Consider the following 21443-nt stretch of genomic DNA (forward strand, 5'->3'; position numbering starts at 1 on the left):
TTCTTTTATAATGTTTTTACGTAGTGATTAGCTTTTTCACGCTCAAACCACATTTGTGTAACTTCTTTCGCTTTTGATTCATATAGAAGCGCTCTAATTCTATTCTTTGCATTTTGAAATAGAGAAGATTCAACAACGTCACGTGTTTTTACATAGAAAATATGTGTTTCACCCATCATATTGATTGGTTGAGTGAATTGCCCTTCTTGTGTCTTATTAAGAAGCTTTTGTAAGTCTGCAGTTAAACCATCTGCTGTGATATCTCCAAGTGTTGAAGTCTCAATAGATCCATACTTGCTAGGTAGTGGCCCACCTTTTTGGAAAGATTCCATTGTCTTCTTAAAACTTGCATAGTCTTTCTTTGTTACGATTGATTCATCAATAGAGAAGTCAACTAATGTGTATCGGTATGAAACAGTTTTATTGTTTACATTTTCTTTAAAGAATTCATTTTTAATTTCTTGTTCACTTACTGAAATTAATGGAATGATAACAACTGAATTAAAGTGATTGAATTCAATCGCTTCTTTGTTGAGTTCAAAGAACTCTTCAAAATTCGTATTAGACTTTTTTAGAAATGCGATTAGATCGTTACGACTAAGTCCTAGTCTTTGCTCTTTTCTTTTAATTTCTTTCTCTACTGTTGCATCTGAAATTACATAACCTTGTTCTGCGAGAGTAGAGCGAATAATAAATTTTCTAATGATAAGATCAGCAACTTCCTTGTCTGTATACTTCATTTCTTTCTTATAAATGAAAGGAGAAATATTCTGACGAATTGGAAGCGATTTCTTAACACGTTCGATCATCGACTTTGTTATGACATGTTCATCAACAACGGCCGTAATTTTATCTAATAATTTTGTATTTTTTGCTTGTAGATTTAATGTTGAAAAAAGTAGGGCCAAAAAAAGAAAAAGCCTCATGAACACCTCTTATTACTGTTCTTATATGTGCGATATATAGAACAATAATTTATCGTGCCCATGAGGCTTGTGCAAATTATTTAATCTTATTTACTTTAGATTTTTGTCTAAAATTTTAATATTGGCTTTTTTACGTAAGCCTGCGAAATAATCTTCGATGATTTTATCGCGCTTCCTGTCATAAACAAACTTTTTGTAAACGCCAAGATTGATATCTTCATACTTTTTCACACCAAGTACCTTGATTACATGATAACCAAGTTGTGTGCGTACTGGACGAGTGATAAATCCGTCTTTCTTACCCTTGATGGCCGCAAAATACTCAGGTGCCATAAAGAAAGCTGGTTGATATCCTACATCTCCACCAGTGTGAGCATTTGGTGATTGTGAGAATTTGTTTGCAAGTTCAGCAAATTTAGATGGCTCTTGCGTAACTTGTTCATGAATTTCGAAAATCTTCTTTTGAGCAGCATTGATCTCATTTTCTGAAGGAGCAACTCTAACTCTTAGTAAGATATGAGCTGTACGGTACTCTGGGAAGTCACTATAGAATCTCTTTACATCTGCATCAGTTACCTTAATTTTCTGGAATTCTCCTTCCAGATCTTTTGAAACTTGTGCATTGAATATAACTTCTTCAAGTTTTTTTACAACAATTGGATCTTGATCTAACTTTGCTTTCTTCGCTTTTTCCACACCTAATTTTTTATTAATAAGGTCTGTAAGCACTTTTTTCATTGTTACAGGATCATCAGAAACAACATACTTATTTAATAAGTAAGCTTGATCTAACTCTTCTTTTGTAATTTTCTGACCATTAACTTCTGCTACAACTTTTTTTGGTGCAGCTTCTAGTCCTAGTGCAAGTAGTAAAACTAAAATGATTTTACCGTACATATAGATATCCTTTTCAAATTATCGAAATCAAATTCTTAAACTATATCTAATTGTACCAAAAATTCTTAAAAACTTATAAATTTCACTAAGATGGAACTATTTTTTCCGCAATTTCCTGACAGAACTCGACTAATCCACTCGGAGATATTGTCGTTTTATTCGTAAAAATTAGCTTGAAGTCCGGTGTGAAACGATATTTTCGAGGCATTGCTAAGAAGTTATTTAAAATATTATTTCGAAGCTGTTCATTGGCTTCAACCATATTCTGATCAAATTGAAATACGATAGTATTGTCTATTAATTGCGCTGACTTTACACCACAAGGCATAAGGTGAGAGCGTGCCTCAAGAATAGCAATAAGCTGATTAAATTCCTCAGGGCCTGGCCCATAGATATCAAAGATTGTTTCTTTCAATGCAGTAATTTCATCGATCGATTTTGAGTTAGATAGCTGCTTGTAATATTTTAAGCGCTCACTCGATTCACTAATAAAGTGAGCAGGAATGAATGCTGCAAACGGAGTATTGATTTCGATATCCTTCGTGATAACTTTCTTTTCACCGCGAAGTTCTTGAATTGCTTCTGTAAGAAGTTCCATATAAAGCTCAAGACCAATGGCCTCGATATGTCCTGATTGGTGAGCACCGAGAATATCTCCTGCACCACGAATTTCAAGGTCACAATTTGCAATTTGAAAGCCACTTCCCATGTCAGCATAAGTTTGTAGTGCCTTTAGTCTTTTGGCCGCTACTTCAGTTATATTGCGATTATTTGGAACGACAAAGTAACAGTAAGCCTTCTTGTCTGATCGACCAATTCGTCCACGAAGTTGATGAAGCTGCGCTAGTCCATAGCGATCTGCACGATCAACAATCATTGTGTTTGCATTTGGTATATCAATTCCAGATTCGATAATAGTCGTTGAAATAAGGATTTGGTAAGCACCACTATAGAAAGCAGAGATTCGCGACTCGAGTTCTTTTTCGGCCATCTGTCCGTGAGCAAAAACAATCTTTGCATCAGGAACTAGCTCCCTAATATATGCAGTGTAATTTTCTATATCTTGAACGCGATTGTGTACGATAAAGACCTGGCCACCACGCTTTAATTCACGATTAATGGCCGATTGAATCGTATGATCGTCTTCTTTAATAACATAAGTTTTAATAGACTGCCTTCTTGGAGGAGCCGTCTTAATTAGTGCAAGATCCTTAAGTCCTAAGAAAGATAATTGTAACGTTCTAGGAATTGGAGTTGCTGTTAACGTTAAGAAATCAACTGATGACTTAAGCAGTTTAAGTTGGTTTTTATGGCCAACACCAAAGCGTTGTTCTTCATCGACAATAACAAGACCTAAATCTTTATAACGAATAGTTTTACCAAGAAGTTTATGAGTACCAACGATAATATCAATTTCGCCTTTTTCTAATTTTTCCTTTGTTTCTTTCTCATCCTTTCCAGTTTTAAAACGTGAAAGATAATCAATTCGAACTGGAAACTTTTCAAAGCGTTTAACAAAAGAATTATAATGTTGAAGGGCAAGAACCGTTGTTGGAACTAATACTGCTACTTGTTTTCCATCAAGTACTGCTTTAAAAGCCGCTCGCATGGCCACTTCTGTTTTACCAAAACCAACGTCTCCACACACAAGAAAATCCATCGCTGTACTTGCTTGCATTTTATCAATTACTGAATCGATGGCATTTTTCTGGTCTGGAGTTTCATTGAATGGGAATGAAAGCTCAAACTCTTTATAGTCATGATCAGGAGGAGAAAATTGAAAAGCCTTAGCAGAAGCTCTTTCTGCTTGAAGCTTTAAAAGATCAAAAGCTAACTTTTTAATCGATTCACGTGCTCTAGAAGTTAGGGCAGAGAACTTATTAGTTCTTAAGCTATCGACATTAACATTAAGTTCGCCGCCAGCATGCTTTTGAATTAGATTCATCTTATAAATTGGTACGAATACTTTATCATTACCTTTATAAAGAAGAACCAAATAGTCTGTTTTAGAACCACCAATGTCCATTGCTTCTAAACCTAAATACTTTCCAATACCATGCTTAGAGTGGATGACGTAGTCACCTTCTTTTAGTGAAGCAAGTTGTTCTGCAAAGAGATCGTAGTCGTGAATTTTTGAAACCTTGGCCTTATCTCTTCTAATTGAAAATAGATCACTATCTGAAATAGTAAGTAATTTATCACTAGGATAGAAGAAGCCTTCACTTAATTTAAATGGTACAAACTCAATTCGTTTTTTAATTTCACCATCAACTTCAAATGTTTCAATTAAGTGTTCAATTTCTTTGCGTGAATTTTCATTTTGAATTGTGAAAATGATTTTTCCAGAATATTTAAATTCACTTTTAATATGCTTAAAAAGACCTGTTAAAAAATCCTTTTTAACTAAGTAATTAATATCGTGGTAAGAGATATAAGATTTAAAAGGTCTAAATCCTAGATCCACAATATTACTGTCATTATCAAGGTTAACAGTAATATTTAAATGGTTGAGATTTAGACAAGCAATATCTCTCAGTCGCTCAATTGTTGATAAGTCATAAAAATATTTTGGTTCAGGAAGTAGCTCTTCACAGTCTTCAAAATCTTTCGCTAGCTCATCACAATAATTAGAATAAAAGTCTTCTACATTATCGCGATCAAAAATTGAAACTAGCCAATTATCATCTATATAATCGAGTAGTGTGCGTGTTTCTTCTGTATTAAAAAAGAGTGGTGTATAAATCGGATGATTTTCAAAAAGCATTCCACTTGAAAGCTTACTGAAGATATCATTTCTTTTTTCTAATAACTCTCTTTGATTTGCTCTAGGTCGCGGAATATTATTTCTTAGATTATTTGAATACTGAGATTCACAAAAAATAGTTGGCCCAGGTGCTATAATAATTGAATCAAGTTTTTTATCTTTAATAGTCTTTAATGTTTCTTTATCAATTTCATAAATTTCTTCAATCATTTCATCGAAGTAATGAATTCGAATTGGATGATGACCAACTGGATAAATATCAAAGATTTCACCTTTCTTAGAAAATGTCCCTTGTTCCTCAACAGTGAAAGAAGAACTGTAGCCAAGTTGAACTAATTTTCCTGCTAACTCGTCAGGAGAAATTATATCAGATTCATTAATTTCAATTTTTGTATCGCTAAAGAAATTAGCTGGTGGAACTTTTAGTCCAAGAGATTCTATTGAAGTGATAACTATTAATTCTCTATTTTCTGAACGGATAATTTTTTCTAATGCTGAGTGTCGGGCAAGTTGTGCACTTTCTGACGCAAACATTCCTGAATATGGTGACGCGTCTAGTCCTGGATAGAAAATAAGTTTTGTTTTAGAAAAGCTTGTTTTGACTAGCTCATAAAATTGTTCTGCATCATCATAATCTTCAAAAATAAATAAATTCGATGGATTAATTTTACCATTTTTTTCTTGTAACAAGAACTTAGCAAATGCCCAGTGCTCCCTGTTAATACCGTCAATGGTAAGGTCGTGTTGCCTAGTGTCTAACCAGCTTTCTAGTTTTGTGCGTAGTGGTGCAAATAAATCCATGTCGTTTTTTAACATAAAATATAGTGAGAACAAAGAATTTATGCATTGGCCCATGCGTTACTAAATAGAAGATATTACTCAAAAAAAGAGGGGCCAATTTATTTCCAAAGTGCTAGTAATCGTGTAATATTTGGGAACTTACTTTACTTATACATGGAGATAAATCGATGTCGCAAAACTTTGACGTCTATATGCCGGTGTTAATTTTAGCCGCTGTAGCAGTAGTCGCTTTCTTTGGAACATTACTTGTCGGTCGTCTTGTAAGGCCAAATAATCCAACAGAATTGAAACTTACGCCATATGAATGTGGTGAGGAACCAACTGGTACTGCGTGGTCTAACTTTAACGTACGTTTCTATGTTATCGCTCTAGTATTCTTAATCTTTGATGTTGAAGGAGCTTTAATGTTCCCTGTTGCAACAGTTTATAAAAACTTTGTCGACATCGGACAGGGTGGTGCAGTTCTTGGATCACTTCTTCTATTCATTGTTATTTTAAGTTTAGGTTTAGTTTATTGCTGGAAGAAAGGTGACCTTGATTGGGTAAAATCTTTCCAAGCAAATATTAATGGAAAGGATAAATAATGAATTCAACGATTGTATCGTATTTATCACAAGCACCAGGCTTCTCAATGGCCGTGGATGCACTATCAAAACTTTTAGGAACTGATGCAACTGGAATCGTAACGTTTTTACTTTTCTTAGTTTTCTCATTAATCGTTGTTGGAGCTCTTGCTACAGTAGGTGGTCTTGGTACTTATGCTGAAAGAAAGATTTCTGCTGACCTTCAAATGAGACAGGGTCCTAACCGTGTTGGTCCTTTTGGTATTCTTCAGTTTTTAGCTGATGGTGTGAAGATGATTCTTAAAGAGGACGTTGTTCCACGTGATGCGGACAAGTTCTTATTTAACATTGCACCTCTACTAGCGTTAGTAGGTGTTTTCATGTCACTTGCTGTTGTACCATTCTCAAGTGGATTTACTCTAACTCACCTTAATGTTGGTGTTTTCTACTTACTAGGTGTTTCATCATTAGTAGGTGTAGGTATTTTCCTTGGTGGTTATGCATCTAACTCTAAATGGTCAATGCTTGGTGGTATGAGGGGTGCTTCACAAATCATCTCTTACGAAGTTCCAGTAACTCTTTCAATTCTAGCAATTGTAATCATGACTGGTTCACTATCATTTAAAACAATTACAGAAGCTCAGGGTGGATTACCACACCAATGGTTTGTTCTTCATAACCCATTTACTTTTATTGGGTTCTTCGTACTTTTTATTGGTGCACTTGCTGAAACAAACAGAGCTCCTTTTGATCTACCTGAAGCGGAATCAGAACTTGTATCTGGTTACCACACTGAATTTACAGGTATGAAGTTTGCATTCTTTGCACTTGCAGAATACATCGAAGTTTTCGTTGTTTGTGGTGTTTGTGCTGCTTTATTCCTAGGTGGTTATCAAGTTCCTTTCGGTCTTGGTTCAGGTGAATTCGTAAATAAACTTATTCCTTCAGCTCACCCTATGATCGGTAAGCAAATTGGAAACTTTTTACAACTTGGATCTTTCGTAACTAAGACTCTTGCTCTTTATTACGTTGTAATTTGGATCAGATGGACACTACCAAGAATGAGAGTTGACTCTCTAATGGTACTTTGTTGGAAATATCTAACTCCAATTGCACTATTTAATATGATTGGTTGTGCTGTATGGCTTTACCTATTTAACGGTAAGTCTATGTGGGCAATTCTTGGAAAAGTTATCGCATCTGCATCTGCTGGTGCGGGCGGACACTAATATTTAAGGATATTTGAAATGTTTATTAACACAATGTTTTTAATTTCAGCAGCGGCTACAGTTATAGGAGCATTCCTTGTCGCCGTTTCAAAAAATTTAATGCATGCATGTATCTACCTACTACTTACTCTTTTTGGAGTAGCTGGTCTTTATGCAACTTTAGGAGCTGACTTCTTAGCTGCTACTCAATTAGTTGTATATGCAGGTGGTGTTGTAATTCTCATGCTATTTGCCATCATGTTAACTGGTGGTATCGAACAAGCTTACAATAAGCTAGGGATCAAGAAAGTAGCAGCAATGGGAACAACTAAGACATACACTATTGCAGCAATCATGATGCTTGTAATCAGTTTTGTATTAATGAAAATCCTAGCACCTGTACTTAAAATTCAAAAACATGTGCAACTGGAAGATATGCAATCAACAGTAGAAGAGATCGGAACTAAGCTAATTACAGATCACGTACTAGCTTTCGAAATTTCTTCAATCCTTCTTTTAGGTGCACTTGTTGGTGCTGCAGTAATTTCTAGACCAAGGAGATTAAAAAAATGATGACTTTATCTTCTTACTTACTAATTTCTTTCTTCTTATTCCTTGCAGGTATTGCAGTAATGGTAGCGAGAAAGAATATTATCGCGATCCTTCTTGGTGTTGAGCTAATTTTAAACGCAGCTGCTCTTAACTTTGCTGCGTACACAAGATACGCAAACCAGAATATTGACGGAAATATCATGTCACTATTCATTATTATTGTTGCTGCTGCTGAAGCGGCCGTTGGTTTAGCAATCGTGATTCGTTTCTTCCAAGTTAAAGATTCGATTCATATTGATGATGCAACTGAACTAAAAAGTTAATTAGAGATATAAGGGAAAAAAATGGATTATACGATTTCAAGTATTGCTCCAATTGTTCTACTACCGTTCTTTGCTTTCGTGATAAATGCGTTTATCGCTTCACGTTTTACTAGAACAGCTGTAGCAATCAGTTGTGCAGCAATCGCAGGTTCGACAATTTATGCGTGGAGAATTTTTAGCGACTTCGTTTTCGGAACGTACTCTGCTAATTATCACATTCACAAAGTATTCACTTGGTTTGACCTAACTGGTGGTGGGCAAGAGTTCGTAGTAAACATGGGTATCTATATTGATAACATGACTGCTGTACTTCTTATGATGGTTACGGCCGTTGCTACACTTATCCACGTTTTCTCAACTTGGTATATGAAAGATGACATGAACTACGGTAGAAACGGTCGTTTCTTCACTTATATGTCACTCTTTACTTCTGCAATGCTTGGTCTTGCACTTTCAGATAACTTATTTTCAGTATTTATCTTTTGGGAGCTTATGGGATTCTGTTCATACTCTCTAATTGGTCACTACTACGAGAAAGAAGTTGCTGGTGCTGCTAACGTTAAGGCCTTCATGACAACAAGAGTAGGGGATGTTTTCTTCCTTCTAGGTATTGTTGCTCTTTGGACTGTTGTTGGTTCAGTAAGTTTTGTAGACCTATATAAAGCAATCGATGCTGGTGGATTAGCTGGTCAGGCGGTACTTGGTATCCCTCTAGCAACATTTGCAGGTTTCTGTATCTTTATGGGAACAATTGGTAAGTCAGCGCAATTCCCTTTAAACGTTTGGCTACCAGATGCGATGAATGGTCCAACTCCATGTTCTGCACTTATCCACGCTGCGACAATGGTTGCTGCTGGTGTTTATCTTTCACTAAGAATTTACCCGCTTCTTGATGCTGGTGGACTATTAACTCTTGTTGCTTATATCGGTGGTATTACTGCTTTCGGTGCTGCAACAATTGCACTAGTTCAAACAGACTTTAAAGCGGTACTAGCTTTCTCAACAATCTCTCAACTAGGTTACATGGTACTTGGTATTGGTGTTGGGTCATATAATGCTGCATTCATGCACCTGATTACACACGCTGTTTTCAAGGCATGTTTATTCCTAGCTGCTGGTTCTGTAATTCACTCACTTCACGATCACCACACGCATGCTCACGTACAAGAGATGCCAAGAATGGGTGGTCTAAGACATAAAATGAAATTTACTTGGATTGCAATGTGGTGTTGTACTCTTGCAATTGCAGGTATTCCTTTCTTCTCAGGTTTCGTATCGAAAGATAGAATTCTAGGAGATGCTTTAATTGAGGCACTTCACTCACCAGTAATGATTGCTCCGGCAGTTCTTGGTTTCATGGGTGCACTTCTTACAGCTTTCTATATGTGTCGTATGATGTTCCTTGCTTTCCACGGTAAGCCAAGAGACAAAGAAGTTTACGATCACTGTCATGAAGAAAAGCTAACTTGGAACAGAAACGTACCTCTACTTATCCTAGCGGTATTTACTCTTGGTGTTTGGTTCTCTGGTTCATTAACAGGACAAGGTTTTGTTAAAGTTGCAGATAAAGCAAACGGAAAATATGAGTGGTTCCAAACTTTAATTCAAAAACCTAAGAAAGGTCAGTTTGAAAATTATAAGCGTGAGCAACTTGGACAAATTGATGTACGTGAAAAAGGTACATTTACAACTTCTAAGTATGACTCAACTTACGGACTTTCTGAGGAAGAAGCTCACCACATTCACCAGGTTCACTATATTGGTGCTGGTATGTCGATTGTGATTGCTTTTTCTGGTGTATTCATCGCGATGATGATGTACCTATGGGGTAAATGGAATCCAGGATTCTGGGTTAATTCGTTTAACCGTTATTACAGAACTCTACAGAATAAATACTTTATGGATGATCTTTATATTGGTGGTTTCATCAAGAAGGGATTACTTCCATTTAACAACCTATTAGCTAAGTTTGACATGGGATTCTATGACAGATACGCCGTTGATGGTTGGGCTTCAGTTACGAAGTTTATTATGAGAGTTTCTGCGTGGTTCGATAACTTATTTGTCGACACAATGATGGTAGATGGTACTGGTGCAAGTGTACGTTTATTTAACGTTATCTTAAGAACTTTCCAAAACGGGAAGATCCAGTTCTACATCGCAATGATTATTTTAGTACTATTTGGTTATATTTTAGCTTTATAAGAGAATTAAGGAGTTACAGTGAACGCACATTCTAATCTATTAAGTTGGATTCTGTGGATGCCTATGATCGGTGTTCTTGGGGTACTTTTATTACCTAAGACGAAAGAGACGGCAATTAGAGTATGGTCTTTGATTAATACTGTGATCACGCTGGTTTTATCAGGTTGTCTATACATGAAATTCGACAACACTGTGCCAGGTATGCAAGAAATGTTTACAATTAAACATTCTTGGATTTCACAGTTTAACATTTTTTATCACCTAGGAATTGATGGTATTTCATTACCAATGGTTCTTTTAACTTCGCTACTGTTTGCGATCTGTATCCTTTCTTCATGGACAGTTAAAAAGCAAGTTAAGGGATACTTTGCATTACTACTAATGCTTCAATCAACTGTTTACGGTGTATTCTTATCAATGGATTTCTTCCTGTTCTATGTTTACTGGGAAGTAATGCTAATCCCAATGTTCTTCCTTATCGGTATTTGGGGTGGTGAGAACAGAGAATATGCAGCTGTTAAATTCTTCTTATATACATTCTTTGGTTCAATCCTAATGCTTGTTGGTATGGTTGCACTATACTTCGTAACAGGACAAGGTGTTGATTCATTCAATATTCTAGCGCTTTCAGGCGGTAAATTTGTAAACGAAACTGTAAATATCTTTGGTATGGCACTTCCATTTGCAAAAGTATTCTTCGTAGCACTTTTCATCGGTTTTGCAATCAAGGTTCCAGTTTTCCCATTCCATACTTGGCTACCACACGCTCACGTACAGGCACCAACAGCGATCTCAGTTATCCTTGCCGGTGTACTACTTAAGATGGGTACTTATGGTTTCCTAAGAATTGCATTCCCAATCTTCCCATCAGCTTCTGTTTACTTTGCAGATGCTATCGCATGGCTAGGTTTAATTAACGTTATTTACGGTGCGTTCTGTGCAATGGCACAAACAGATGTTAAGAAACTTGTTGCATACTCTTCAGTTTCTCACATGGGATTCGTAATGCTAGGTCTTGCTGCTATGACAGTTCAAGGTATGAACGGTGCTGTTCTTCAGATGTTCAACCACGGTACTTCAACAGCTATGATGTTCCTTCTTATTGGTATTCTTTATGAAAGATCTCACCACAGATGGATCGTTAGACCAGACGGAACTAAAGGTTTTGGTGGTCTTTATACACAATTACCAAAATTCTCGATTGTTTTCATCATTGCGATGTTCGCATCAATGGGTCTTCCAGGACTTTCAGGTTTCATCTCTGAAGCTCTAATCTTCCTAGGGATCTACAATAGATTTACAACAATTACTGTTCTTGCAGTTGTTGGTCTTCTTCTTGGTGCTGCTTACCTTCTATGGATGTTCAAGAGAATGTTCTTTGGTGAAGTTATTGAAGAAAACAAATCTTATACAGATATGAATGCTAGAGAAATCTTCTACATGGTTCCACTATGTATCGCAGTAATCCTATTTGGTATTTGGCCATCTCCATTACTAGATATGATGAAGGCTTCTGTAGGTAAACTAGTTTCATTATTAGCGACTTTTTAATAGTCAATAGGTGAAGTGATGGCTTTAAATTATTTAGCGAGTATCTCACATTATATTCCGGAGCTTTTAATATGCTTCACGATGGGGGCCTTAATCCTCATCGAAGCTACTTACGGAAATGATGAAAAAGGTAGCTCAAAGAACATGTTTTACTGGGGTTCAATGCTTGGACTACTTTGTGCGCTTATTTATCAAGTCAAAGGACTTGGTGTTGAGCCAACACAAATTTTTACTAAGTCTTTAGTTATTGATCACTTCTCAGGTTTTGCAAAGATCGTAATGATCCTAAGTACAGCTGGTGTTATTTATCTTTCTAAGATTTCAAAAGATCTTTACGAAGGAACTAAAGCTGAATACACAATCCTTGCAATGGGAGTTTTAGTCGGTGGGATGCTTCTAGCTTCTGCAAACAATATGCTTCTATTCTACTTAGGTATTGAAACACTTTCACTACTTTCATATGCAATGGCCGCTCTTAAGAAGAACGATGAACGTTCAACTGAAGCAGGTCTTAAGTATGTTCTATATGGTGGTGTAACAGCTGGTATGATGTTATTTGGTATGAGTCACATCTTTGGTGTACTTGGAACGATTAACTTCTCTGAACTTATGCCAATGCTAACAACTCTTTCAACTGAGCAAACAGCAATTCTTATTCCTTCATTTCTACTTTTCTTTGTAGGGATTGGTTATAAGATTTCTTGTGTTCCTTTCCACATGTGGTCTCCAGATGTTTACGAAGGTTCACCTCTGCCAGTTACAGCATTCTTCTCACTAGTTCCTAAGTTTGCAGGTATCGTAGCATTTGCTCGTCTTACTCAAGTATTCTTTGGTGGTGATGTTGGTGTTCTTAAGGACTCTTGGTTAGTTCTTCTAAGTATTGTAGCTGCTCTTACAATGACAGTTGGTAACGTATCAGCAATCGGTCAGCGCTCAATTAAGAGAATGCTAGCTTTCTCTTCAATCTCACACGCTGGTGTAATGATGCTTGGTGCGATCGTACTTGGTAAATCAGGATGGACTGCAATTCTTTTCTATTCTGTAACTTACTTATTTATGACACTTGTAGCTTTCTATGTTGCTTCATTTATTCAAGATCACTACGGTAATGATCACATCGATCGTTTCTCTGGTCTTATTAAAAAGCATCCGGCTATGGCAATTGCTATGGCAATTACAATGTTCTCTTTAGCAGGTCTTCCTCCTTTATCTGGATTCGTTGCTAAGTTCAACATTCTAGCTGCAATTATTGATAAGAAATTCTACGTACTAGCGGTAATCACAGCTCTTAACTCTGTAATCTCTCTTTACTACTACATGAAAGTTGTTCGTGTAATGGTTCTTAAAGATGCTGAGTCTGATGAGCAAATTGGTGGCCTAGGATTCGTAAACCAACTAGTAATCGGAGCTTACACGCTTCCAGTTGTACTTCTTGGTATTTTCTGGCAAAAGCTTATCGCTCTTGCTAACGGAGCATTGCTCCTAATTAAGTAGTATGGAATTAGTACTACTAACATCTTTAATTTTCTTTTTAATTCTTGGGGTAGTCTTAGGCTACCCCTTGTTTTTCAAACCTAAAGTGGCCCAGGCTCCATTTAAGAAACTTAATCGCGAGTCTCATCTGGCCAAATCTAATTTAAAATCACTTAAAGCTACTTTTAAACTTCTTATTGTCTTTCAAGTTGTGGCCATGATTACAGTAGTGATTCTAGGTGCTCAAACCCTAGATTTTTACAAAGAAGCGTATTCAATATTGATTGGTCTTGCTACAATTTTAATACTACTAATTTTGTAATTATCTAAAATTAAAGAGGATAGTTCTTGGAACTAATTATTACTTTGCCACTATGGCTTATCGTTATTCAATTAATGGGTTCTCTTCTTAATTCAAAAGAGATACTACCGATCTTAAGTTTAAAGAGGTACTTAGCTTCAACTCACAATATTGAAAGAGTTGATGCTCTAAGTTTTAATTCTTTTATAGTTATTTTGTTTTTAGCTATTTTTGGACAAACACTTAGTGCATATTTCTTATTAACTAATGAAATACGCTACATCTTGCCTTTTTATGCTCTAATTATTGCAACTACAGTTTTTGTAGGTATTTTCAGATTTAGGCTATCACTTATTCGTTCAGAAATAATTGAAAAAACACAAATTGTACTTACTCAGGCAATTATCCTAAGCATATTATTATTAGTTTATTCCCTGATTCAATCAAATATCTTTCTCTTAAAACTCTGTTTCAGCTTACCGTTATTAATTCTTTTTTATACTACTGAAGTTGAAGTTATTAAGGCCGGCACTATTTATTCAGATAAGAAGTATATAAGCATACAGTGTTCTTACGTTAGACTCTTATATCAGTGTTTAGTTACTTTATTCTTTATTAATTTAACTTTTACTAATAGTGATTGGTCACATTTATTTAAAGCTAAGTTTGATTCAGTACCACTATATTATTTTGTCTTAACGTTATTTGTACTCTTTTTTCAGGCAGTGTTAATTATTTTAAGTAATACATATTTAAAATTTCAGCCTTTGAAAGATTACTCGACAATACTTCTTAGTGCGAGAAGTAGAACTGTCTATAGCTTAGTGGTTGTTATGATTCTATGTATAACAAAGGTATTCAATGTATTTTAATATCTTAATTATAATATTTTTCTTATTAGCGGCATTCTCTAGAAAGAGATATACAATGATTATCTATCCAATATCTCTTACGATGTTACTTCTAAATTTTCTAGGAGTATCTTCAACGGTATTATTGTATTTCTTATTTATTTTCTTATCACTTTTTATATTAATCTTAAGTGTTATTGAATATTGCTTTCCAACCTCAGAAGTACGCTTTAAGCGTTTTGAATACTTACCGTACTTTTTATTTACGACAATTATACTAGGTGTGTTTTCTGTTAATATTTATCACCTTAAAAGTTCTGGTGGTTTAATTGGGGCCATTAATAACTTTAATGTCGATACACATGTTGATTGGACAATATTAATGAAATTTAGTGTTTTGCTTGTGTTTATAGCATTTTTATCAATTGTAAATTTAGATGGAGATAAGAATGCATAATATCGATCCATTTTCACTTCTTTCAATTTTATTTGTTATAAATATTGGCGTTTATCTTTTTACGAAGAGATTTACTAAGAAGCTGTTTTCTCTTTTTACTATTATCACAATTTTTCTACTACTGATCGATTTAAGAGTACAAGAGTCGATTAGCTTAGGAGATGGTGTGATGATCTTTATTTATTCTGCACCAATCTTCTTAATCATTAATTCTATTTTTAAAGAGTTTAAAGTAAGGCAGGGGTTAAAATGATTTATATAAATATCTCATTATTTATCCTTTCTCTAATAGGATTACACTTTAGTAATCGTATAAATAATTATGGAAAAGCATTTATTAGTATTTTTCCTATTTTATTGAACTTTATTTATTTCTTCTCCGGTGTCGAGTTTGATTTTTTCAATACAATTATACCTTTCGTTCTCTCATATCTAGTTATTGATCAGGGGCAACGTAAGGTTTATGAAGTACTTCCATTTGCAGTTTTACTTCTGCCAGTTGATATAAATCTAAAGATAATTGGTTTTAGTGCATGTAGTTTATTTAATTTTGCCAAGCCTGATTTAAAATATCGCTCTTTGGATATTTTGAAGATTGCAATTATTTGCTTTTTAACTTTGGTCGATAAATCTACATCTTTTAAGTATTTATTTACAGTATATTTACTTTTAAGTTTTATGCACTCAAGCGATGAAGATTTTGCAATTACTGACGGTGTGATCATGTCAGTGTTATTGCTTTCTAATATTCAGCATATATCTCCAACGCTTAATGTTTTTCTGATTTCATTGTCGATTTTACTATTTATAACTGTAATCAGTAAGGCAACTATATTTAAAACAGTTTTCTTACTTTCTTCAATCATAGCGGTACTATTGAATTTAGAAACCTTACTTATGTCGATTATAGTTTTTTATTACGTAAGTAAGTCACTTATTACAACAAAGAATCTATTAGTTTTAGAGTCAGAAGTACTAAAAAAGTACTTTTCTTATGAGCTTTTTGATCAGATCTGGATAGTTGGTTTACTCACATTAGCTTTCTCTATTCAAAATTTAACAATTATTATTTTGAGTTTTGTTATTGCCATCATAATCTTATTACTTAATACGGATTCAACAATACACAATAAGTTCGGATTACAATGGTTTGAGTTTCTTTATAGTTTGATAACAATGAGCCTAATTTCATTCGGTTTAATTTTATTTCAAGGGGCCATCGGTGAGGTTGATAAGACTTCTATTTATTATGCGATTAGCTCTTATCTTATATTGAGTCTTATAGTGTTTGGATTTGTATCGAAATTACCGGTTAGTGTTTCTTTAATCGGAACAAAAATTAATTTAGGTAACTTAAAGCGATTTGCATTTTTAGATGGAGTATTTGCTCTTAAGGATAGCTCTAAGCAGCAGTTTAATATTCAAAAATCGCATTTGGGCGTATTTGCTCTATCATATCGTAGTGTACGAGCATTAAGCATGATAATTATGGCCACTTATTTTCTAGTATTAATTATTCAGGTGGTAACTAAATGAGAATAAATAGAGATCATCTAACATTTGCGACTTCGATCATCCTTTCTACACTTCTGTGCTTCTTCTTAAGTGGTGTAATGTATTACACTGGTTTTTCAGGATTAAGTTTAGGGATAAACTTTGGTTTTCTTCCTGTGGTTGGGGCGCTTTTTACTCTTTATTTAATGAGAAAGTCAGATTCATTAAGTTTAACACTGATGGCACCGTTGTCCTTTGTCACATTTGGTGCAGCAAACTTGGCAACATTTGTACTGGCATCAATGTCGCTACTATCAATTGCTAAGTTACATAACTTTAAGTTTTTAGCTTATTTATTTATAAATTTATTAGGACTGTTAATTTTTAAAGATAAGTTTTATTACCTTTTTTACGCGCTTGTCATATCATCTTTGATTTTCATATTTTTCTCTAAAGACGATAGTGTTTTTTTATCACTTTTCATCTTAAAATATTTAACTTTAATTAATTATTCTGATTATGTTGTAAGTACGTTTTTGTTAGTAATACCACTAATTGTAATTTTATTAGTTTTTCTTCACTTCAGAGAAGGCGTTACTAATTCAATTAATATCCTTGCGATATCTATTTTATTATTAAATGAAGTTCATGGCCTACCGTTATTATTAACGGCTTTAAGTTTACTCGGCCTATCTGAATTTATTAAGGGATATAAGGATCGCTTACAATTTATCATTACATCGAATATAGCGATGCTAACGATTATTTTATCCCTTTCATTTCTTACTGGACTAGCGAAGCTAATACCGTTAGTTGTTCTACTCTCAATTTTTGTCGAGTTCTGTAATAAGAGTGTGGAGTTAAACCATGCAAGCTAGTTTTTATTCATTACTACTTTTTTATCCTGTAACATATTTTTTAAATTCAATTTTAGAAAAGTATTCTGGAATTAATGAGAAGCAGAGAACTTCAATACTATCAATAATATTTCTGGGTGTTTTCTATTTCTTATTTAAAGACTATGTTTTTTCTTCAACAGAAAGAAGCTACTTCGCTGTAATGGCCGTAACTTTCTCTTTTTTCTTTTTTAATAGTAAGGGAGATCTTCGATCTTTATTCAAAGGTTTTACGCTCCTTTGGTTCTCACTTTTTAATATTTGGAATTTTACAGGTGTTACGGATATTGTTCTTCTCTTAGGGGCTTTATGTTTCTTCGATACAGATAAAAAAAGCGAACATAGTTTATTTTATATACTTGCTTGGATTGTAATTGCTGTTGTTTATTTCTTTGTGAAAGAATTTCAAGGCGTAGAGTTGGGTAACTTCTTTTACGAAATTTTGATTGTCGTAACAACGGCACTACTAATGCCTAAAGAGAAGAATCGTCCTTATCTTTCGATTCTACAGTATATTTTCTGTCTTTCAGTATTAGAGAGATTTATTGGTTTAAATATTGAGCTTAGTCCTTATTTCTATCTTCTATTTCTAAGTCTGCAAGTTATCTTTTCTTTTATTAAAGTAGATACTCGCTTTCAAGCGATTCAATTGATGTCGATTTGTTTAGCAAGTGCAATTATCTATTTGCCGACTTTTGGTCTTGATAGTTTTTATCAGTTATTTCTAGTCGTATATTTGTTAGTTTTTGCAAATAAAGTTGATTATTCGCCACTAGTTTCTAAGCTCATGAGCATTATTCATGTAGCTTATCTATTTCTTATTGGGCATATCGTTTATTTGCATATTGATTATTTAACGAATTTACAGTTACTTTCAACGATATTCCTGATTATTTCGCTAGCTTACAGGCAAAATATTTTTGGTATTGTGAAAAATAGTCCACGCAAAGCCTATATTTGATTTAATTTCATATACTTAGGATAATAAAGGCATGATAAAGTTTCGTGTCAAAACCAAAGCAAATAAGGTTTTGGGCCCCTTTGTATTTTCCGAATTAATTGAGCTGGGTCATAAAGATGCAATCGATGATTCGTGTCTATTCCAAAAATTTCCAACAGGGGATTGGGCCCCTGTAAATGCTATTCCAGAACTTAGTGACCTTTTCAGAAAAATAGAAGAGCCTACACAAGTTAAAGATAAAACAGAAAAAGAAGTGAAATATGCTCAAACAGATAGTGAGCAAAAACATCATACGTTAATAGGCGAAGATAAAACCGCATTTAATGAATTCAAATTTTCGAAAGATAAAGATATTGATATCGACTATCAGGAAATTGAAGAAAAATTTAAAGCGAAAAAAGAGCTTGAAGATGAAGCACGAGACGAAGTCGAATTAGAGGAAGAGCCTCCTGCAATTGATAAAACAGTTCTTGTTAATGTTTCAAGTCTCAAAAAACAAAAGCAGCAAGCAGATGACGATGAGGATATCGCAAAAACGGTTGTCATCAATAATTTCAAAGATGAATTTGATCTTGATGACGAAGATGATGATAATGGTGAATCAGGTGAATCCAAAGAAAAAGAGCCTGAGCCAGAGCCTGAAGAAATCGTAGATGCAGATGCTGCAACACAGATGTTTAATCTTGCAGAACTTAAGAGGGAAGAGCTTCCTACAAAAACTGAAGATTATAGTGATATTGAACTTCAGATTATGCAAGAAGAGCGTAGACTCAAAAAGAAGCCTAAAAAGAAAATTATCGAGAAGAAGGCCGAGAAAAAAATAGTAACAAGTAATAAGAAAAGAAACCTTACTGTTGCACTCTTTTTGGTCGTGGCCATTATATTTTTAATGCCGGAAGAAAAGAAGGAAATTGAGACAGTAGTTGTTCCAAAAATCTCCTTCCCTGTTGCAACTGAAATCGCACAGCCTCAAAAGGCTCAGATTGCTTATACAGAAGGTTTGGCTTTTTTTAAAAAAGATGGATTCGTAAACAGAATCAGTGCTGCAAACAAATTTAATCTTTCGCTTCGATATAAGTTCTCAGGTAATCCGGCGATAAGTAAACTAATTCATTCGTATAGTGATTTACTAATTGATACTCAAAATAAGTTTGAAGCGGGACAAGTATTATCGAAGTTGATTAGAATCGAAGACTCGAAGCTCTTATCTGATATTGACGTTGTAATTGGTGCAGCTCAATTCTATGCTTACTTTCAAAAGTATGAAACTGCCATATTTACAATAGAAAGATATAATTATTTAAAATCAAATAAACCATCGATTAAGCTATTTTCAATTTATCTAAATTATCTACTTAAGGCGGGAGAGCTTGAAAAGGCAAAGATTGTCTATGATAAGCTTTTTAACGCAAAAATTAGAACCGTCGAATCTATCGATGCGATGGTTAATTATTTGCTTTTAAATGAAAATAGTACTCAGGCCTTAAAGCTTATTACAGAGAATCAGTCTAAATTTCAAAGTGATTATAGATTTCTAATCATCTATGGTGATTTACTTTTAGAGTTAGAAAAGATGGGGGAGCTTAATAAAATTGCATCAATTTTGATTGCAAAATACGGTGGTGGATCTCCTTATAATTTTGCTCAGGGTTTAAAATTTATGGGCTTTGTTAAAGCTTATAATAAAGACATCCAGGGTGCGACTAAGCTTTTTCAACAATCATTAAAAATATATGATGACGAATCTCTACGCGACACTCTAGCAACTTTGGATGTTGCAGGTAGTGATCTTACACAGAAGGTTATTTCAACGAGTAAGATTAAAGTCTTAATTAGACAATCTAAGGACGAAGTCGCTCTTCTAAACTGGGATAGAGCATTTGAGTTGGCCCTTAGAGCTGTTTCATTAGATGAAACAAGTATTGATGCAAAACTCTACTTAGCAGAGTTGCAAGTTAAAAGAGGGTATTTTGACTTTGCTATCACGACGCTTACAAAGCTAAGAGCATTACATCCAGTTAACCCACGTATCAACTACGCACTTATTAAGGCCAATATAATGTCTTATAAGAAGGATGAGGCCAAACGCTTATTATCGGCACTTTCAACAAGTGAGAAGTTTAGAGAGACCTTTGAATTTCATATGTTACTTGGTCTTTACTACAATCTTATTTCAAATGATAAAATGGCATTTGATAAATTTAAAGCAGCCATAAGAGTTAACCCATTAAGTGATGTTGCTCAATTTGAAATGGCCAAAATTGCTTTTAAGAATAAGAGATTCAAACAAACTAAGATTTTCCTTAATGAAGCGATGGGACTGAATCCTTCTAATATTGATTATAAGATTTTAAATAGTAAGGTCCTTTATGAAACAGACGGTGTTACAACCGCTATTGGATATCTACGCCAAGAATTATTAGAGCATAGAGATAATCCAAAGTTATATGGCCAAATTGCTGTCTTCTACTATCGTGATCAAAACTATGAAGCTTATCGTGAAATGAAAGAAGTGCTAGATCGTCTTAATAAGAAAGATGGTGCACTTTATTCTTACTTAGTAGAAGTTTCAGAAATTGAAAGAAATTATAAAGAACTTGTAGAGAATGCTATTAAGTTACTTGTCTATGAGCCTGGAAATCTTCTTGTAAGAGAGAAGTTGATTATTACTTATATTCATATGAATAATTTTGGCCTTGCTAATCAACATATCGATATTTTAGAAAAGAGATTACCTACATATCCTAGAATTAATTATTATCGTTCTAAAATTTTATTCAGCCAGAGAAAGTTTAAAGAAGCAGAGAAAGCAGCACTTGTTGAAATTGAAAAGCATCCTAATTCTGAATTTGGTTACTATGTACTAGGAGAAATTTATTTAATAGGCAAAAAAGTTCAGGAGGCCAAAAAGAATTTATCTAAGGCAATCCAGATTAATAAGAACTACTTTGATGCCATCTTTTCAATGGGTAAGCTAACGTTTCAAACACGAGAGTTTGTACCCTCGCTACAGTTCTTTCAGCGCGCTAACAGGCTTAATCCGAACGATGCGGACTTAAATAAGATGATGGGATTTCTCTATAAAGAGCTAGGTCAACCTAACCTTGCGATTGATAAATTTCAGAGATATTTGACGCTTAGCCCAGCTGCAAGAGACAGGGAAAATATTCTTGCATTAATAAATGCATTAAAGCGTTGACAAATGTGTGTAAGAATCTTA

The 21443-nt window shown here is 34.4% G+C and carries 18 protein-coding genes; 15 read left to right on the forward strand and 3 right to left on the reverse strand.

Annotated elements, in window-relative coordinates:
• Nucleotides 1-5: 5 nt before the first annotated feature.
• From ACMAYX_RS14080 to mfd, 3 genes are all read right to left on the reverse strand, one after another.
• A complete protein-coding gene (locus ACMAYX_RS14080) occupies nt 6-926 on the reverse strand; it encodes a hypothetical protein (protein WP_412470466.1) in 921 nt (306 codons plus the stop codon).
• 90 nt (nt 927-1016) lie between these two features.
• Entirely contained in the window at nt 1017-1823 is an 807-nt protein-coding gene (locus tag ACMAYX_RS14085; RefSeq protein WP_412470465.1) for a peptidylprolyl isomerase, read from the reverse strand.
• Between the two features lie 85 nt (nt 1824-1908).
• Nucleotides 1909-5403 (reverse strand): transcription-repair coupling factor, encoded by a 3495-nt coding sequence (gene mfd, locus ACMAYX_RS14090; protein ID WP_412472091.1) that lies wholly within the window; start codon nt 5401-5403, stop codon nt 1909-1911.
• Nucleotides 5404-5555: 152 nt separating this feature from the next.
• On the opposite strand from mfd, the gene ACMAYX_RS14095 reads away from it, so the two are divergent.
• From ACMAYX_RS14095 to ACMAYX_RS14165, 15 genes are read left to right on the forward strand one after another with little or no spacing between them, the layout of a single operon-like run.
• Nucleotides 5556-5972, forward strand: coding sequence for an NADH-quinone oxidoreductase subunit A (locus ACMAYX_RS14095; protein ID WP_103218560.1), 417 nt, complete (start codon nt 5556-5558; stop codon nt 5970-5972).
• Nucleotides 5972-7180 carry an NADH-quinone oxidoreductase subunit NuoH gene (gene nuoH / locus ACMAYX_RS14100; RefSeq protein ID WP_412472092.1) on the forward strand — a complete coding sequence of 403 codons (1209 nt, stop codon included), beginning with the start codon at nt 5972-5974 and terminating at the stop codon, nt 7178-7180. Before ACMAYX_RS14095 ends, nuoH begins: the two co-directional genes overlap by 1 nt.
• 18 nt (nt 7181-7198) lie before the next feature.
• Nucleotides 7199-7732: an NADH-quinone oxidoreductase subunit J gene (locus ACMAYX_RS14105; protein ID WP_393056979.1), complete on the forward strand. Its 534-nt coding sequence runs from the start codon at nt 7199-7201 to the stop codon at nt 7730-7732.
• Nucleotides 7729-8034 (forward strand): NADH-quinone oxidoreductase subunit NuoK, encoded by a 306-nt coding sequence (gene nuoK / locus ACMAYX_RS14110; protein WP_103218558.1) that lies wholly within the window; start codon nt 7729-7731, stop codon nt 8032-8034. The genes ACMAYX_RS14105 and nuoK overlap by 4 nt, the downstream gene beginning before the upstream one ends.
• Before the next feature lie 21 nt (nt 8035-8055).
• Nucleotides 8056-10239 (forward strand): NADH-quinone oxidoreductase subunit L, encoded by a 2184-nt coding sequence (locus tag ACMAYX_RS14115; protein ID WP_103218557.1) that lies wholly within the window; start codon nt 8056-8058, stop codon nt 10237-10239.
• Nucleotides 10240-10257: 18 nt separating this feature from the next.
• The gene (locus ACMAYX_RS14120) at nt 10258-11790 is read left to right on the forward strand and encodes a complex I subunit 4 family protein (RefSeq protein WP_392861301.1); all 1533 of its coding nucleotides are present in this window, start codon (nt 10258-10260) and stop codon (nt 11788-11790) included.
• 18 nt (nt 11791-11808) lie between these two features.
• Entirely contained in the window at nt 11809-13284 is a 1476-nt protein-coding gene (locus ACMAYX_RS14125) for an NADH-quinone oxidoreductase subunit N (RefSeq protein ID WP_412463529.1), read from the forward strand.
• A gap of 1 nt (nt 13285) precedes the next feature.
• Nucleotides 13286-13585, forward strand: coding sequence for a hypothetical protein (locus ACMAYX_RS14130; RefSeq protein ID WP_103218555.1), 300 nt, complete (start codon nt 13286-13288; stop codon nt 13583-13585).
• Between the two features lie 26 nt (nt 13586-13611).
• Nucleotides 13612-14436 carry a hypothetical protein gene (locus ACMAYX_RS14135; protein ID WP_103218554.1) on the forward strand — a complete coding sequence of 275 codons (825 nt, stop codon included), beginning with the start codon at nt 13612-13614 and terminating at the stop codon, nt 14434-14436.
• A gap of 55 nt (nt 14437-14491) precedes the next feature.
• Complete coding sequence (locus ACMAYX_RS14140; RefSeq protein ID WP_412472093.1) at nt 14492-14872, forward strand: hypothetical protein; 381 nt, start codon at nt 14492-14494, stop codon at nt 14870-14872.
• Nucleotides 14865-15125: a hypothetical protein gene (locus ACMAYX_RS14145; RefSeq protein WP_103218552.1), complete on the forward strand. Its 261-nt coding sequence runs from the start codon at nt 14865-14867 to the stop codon at nt 15123-15125. Before ACMAYX_RS14140 ends, ACMAYX_RS14145 begins: the two co-directional genes overlap by 8 nt.
• Entirely contained in the window at nt 15122-16408 is a 1287-nt protein-coding gene (locus ACMAYX_RS14150; protein ID WP_103218551.1) for a hypothetical protein, read from the forward strand. Before ACMAYX_RS14145 ends, ACMAYX_RS14150 begins: the two co-directional genes overlap by 4 nt.
• A complete protein-coding gene (locus ACMAYX_RS14155) occupies nt 16405-17244 on the forward strand; it encodes a hypothetical protein (RefSeq protein ID WP_412472094.1) in 840 nt (279 codons plus the stop codon). The genes ACMAYX_RS14150 and ACMAYX_RS14155 overlap by 4 nt, the downstream gene beginning before the upstream one ends.
• Complete coding sequence (locus ACMAYX_RS14160) at nt 17234-18223, forward strand: hypothetical protein (RefSeq protein WP_412470460.1); 990 nt, start codon at nt 17234-17236, stop codon at nt 18221-18223. Before ACMAYX_RS14155 ends, ACMAYX_RS14160 begins: the two co-directional genes overlap by 11 nt.
• A gap of 31 nt (nt 18224-18254) precedes the next feature.
• The gene (locus ACMAYX_RS14165; RefSeq protein WP_412471031.1) at nt 18255-21422 is read left to right on the forward strand and encodes a hypothetical protein; all 3168 of its coding nucleotides are present in this window, start codon (nt 18255-18257) and stop codon (nt 21420-21422) included.
• The last annotated feature ends 21 nt before the right edge of the window (nt 21423-21443 follow it).

The sequence above is a fragment of the Halobacteriovorax sp. RT-2-3 genome (genome assembly GCF_047085075.1).
Classification (GTDB): Bacteria; Bdellovibrionota; Bacteriovoracia; order Bacteriovoracales; family Bacteriovoracaceae; genus Halobacteriovorax_A.

What these genes read in the sequence shown, in the direction of transcription:
- ACMAYX_RS14080 (WP_412470466.1), bottom strand. Translation starts at nt 926, where the DNA reads ATGAGGCTTTTTCTTTTTTTGGCCCTACTTTTTTCAACATTAAATCTA.
- ACMAYX_RS14085 (WP_412470465.1), bottom strand. Translation starts at nt 1,823, where the DNA reads ATGTACGGTAAAATCATTTTAGTTTTACTACTTGCACTAGGACTAGAA.
- mfd (WP_412472091.1), bottom strand. Translation starts at nt 5,403, where the DNA reads ATGTTAAAAAACGACATGGATTTATTTGCACCACTACGCACAAAACTA.
- ACMAYX_RS14095 (WP_103218560.1), top strand. Translation starts at nt 5,556, where the DNA reads ATGTCGCAAAACTTTGACGTCTATATGCCGGTGTTAATTTTAGCCGCT.
- nuoH (WP_412472092.1), top strand. Translation starts at nt 5,972, where the DNA reads ATGAATTCAACGATTGTATCGTATTTATCACAAGCACCAGGCTTCTCA.
- ACMAYX_RS14105 (WP_393056979.1), top strand. Translation starts at nt 7,199, where the DNA reads ATGTTTATTAACACAATGTTTTTAATTTCAGCAGCGGCTACAGTTATA.
- nuoK (WP_103218558.1), top strand. Translation starts at nt 7,729, where the DNA reads ATGATGACTTTATCTTCTTACTTACTAATTTCTTTCTTCTTATTCCTT.
- ACMAYX_RS14115 (WP_103218557.1), top strand. Translation starts at nt 8,056, where the DNA reads ATGGATTATACGATTTCAAGTATTGCTCCAATTGTTCTACTACCGTTC.
- ACMAYX_RS14125 (WP_412463529.1), top strand. Translation starts at nt 11,809, where the DNA reads ATGGCTTTAAATTATTTAGCGAGTATCTCACATTATATTCCGGAGCTT.
- ACMAYX_RS14130 (WP_103218555.1), top strand. Translation starts at nt 13,286, where the DNA reads ATGGAATTAGTACTACTAACATCTTTAATTTTCTTTTTAATTCTTGGG.
- ACMAYX_RS14140 (WP_412472093.1), top strand. Translation starts at nt 14,492, where the DNA reads ATGATTATCTATCCAATATCTCTTACGATGTTACTTCTAAATTTTCTA.
- ACMAYX_RS14145 (WP_103218552.1), top strand. Translation starts at nt 14,865, where the DNA reads ATGCATAATATCGATCCATTTTCACTTCTTTCAATTTTATTTGTTATA.
- ACMAYX_RS14150 (WP_103218551.1), top strand. Translation starts at nt 15,122, where the DNA reads ATGATTTATATAAATATCTCATTATTTATCCTTTCTCTAATAGGATTA.
- ACMAYX_RS14155 (WP_412472094.1), top strand. Translation starts at nt 16,405, where the DNA reads ATGAGAATAAATAGAGATCATCTAACATTTGCGACTTCGATCATCCTT.
- ACMAYX_RS14160 (WP_412470460.1), top strand. Translation starts at nt 17,234, where the DNA reads ATGCAAGCTAGTTTTTATTCATTACTACTTTTTTATCCTGTAACATAT.
- ACMAYX_RS14165 (WP_412471031.1), top strand. Translation starts at nt 18,255, where the DNA reads ATGATAAAGTTTCGTGTCAAAACCAAAGCAAATAAGGTTTTGGGCCCC.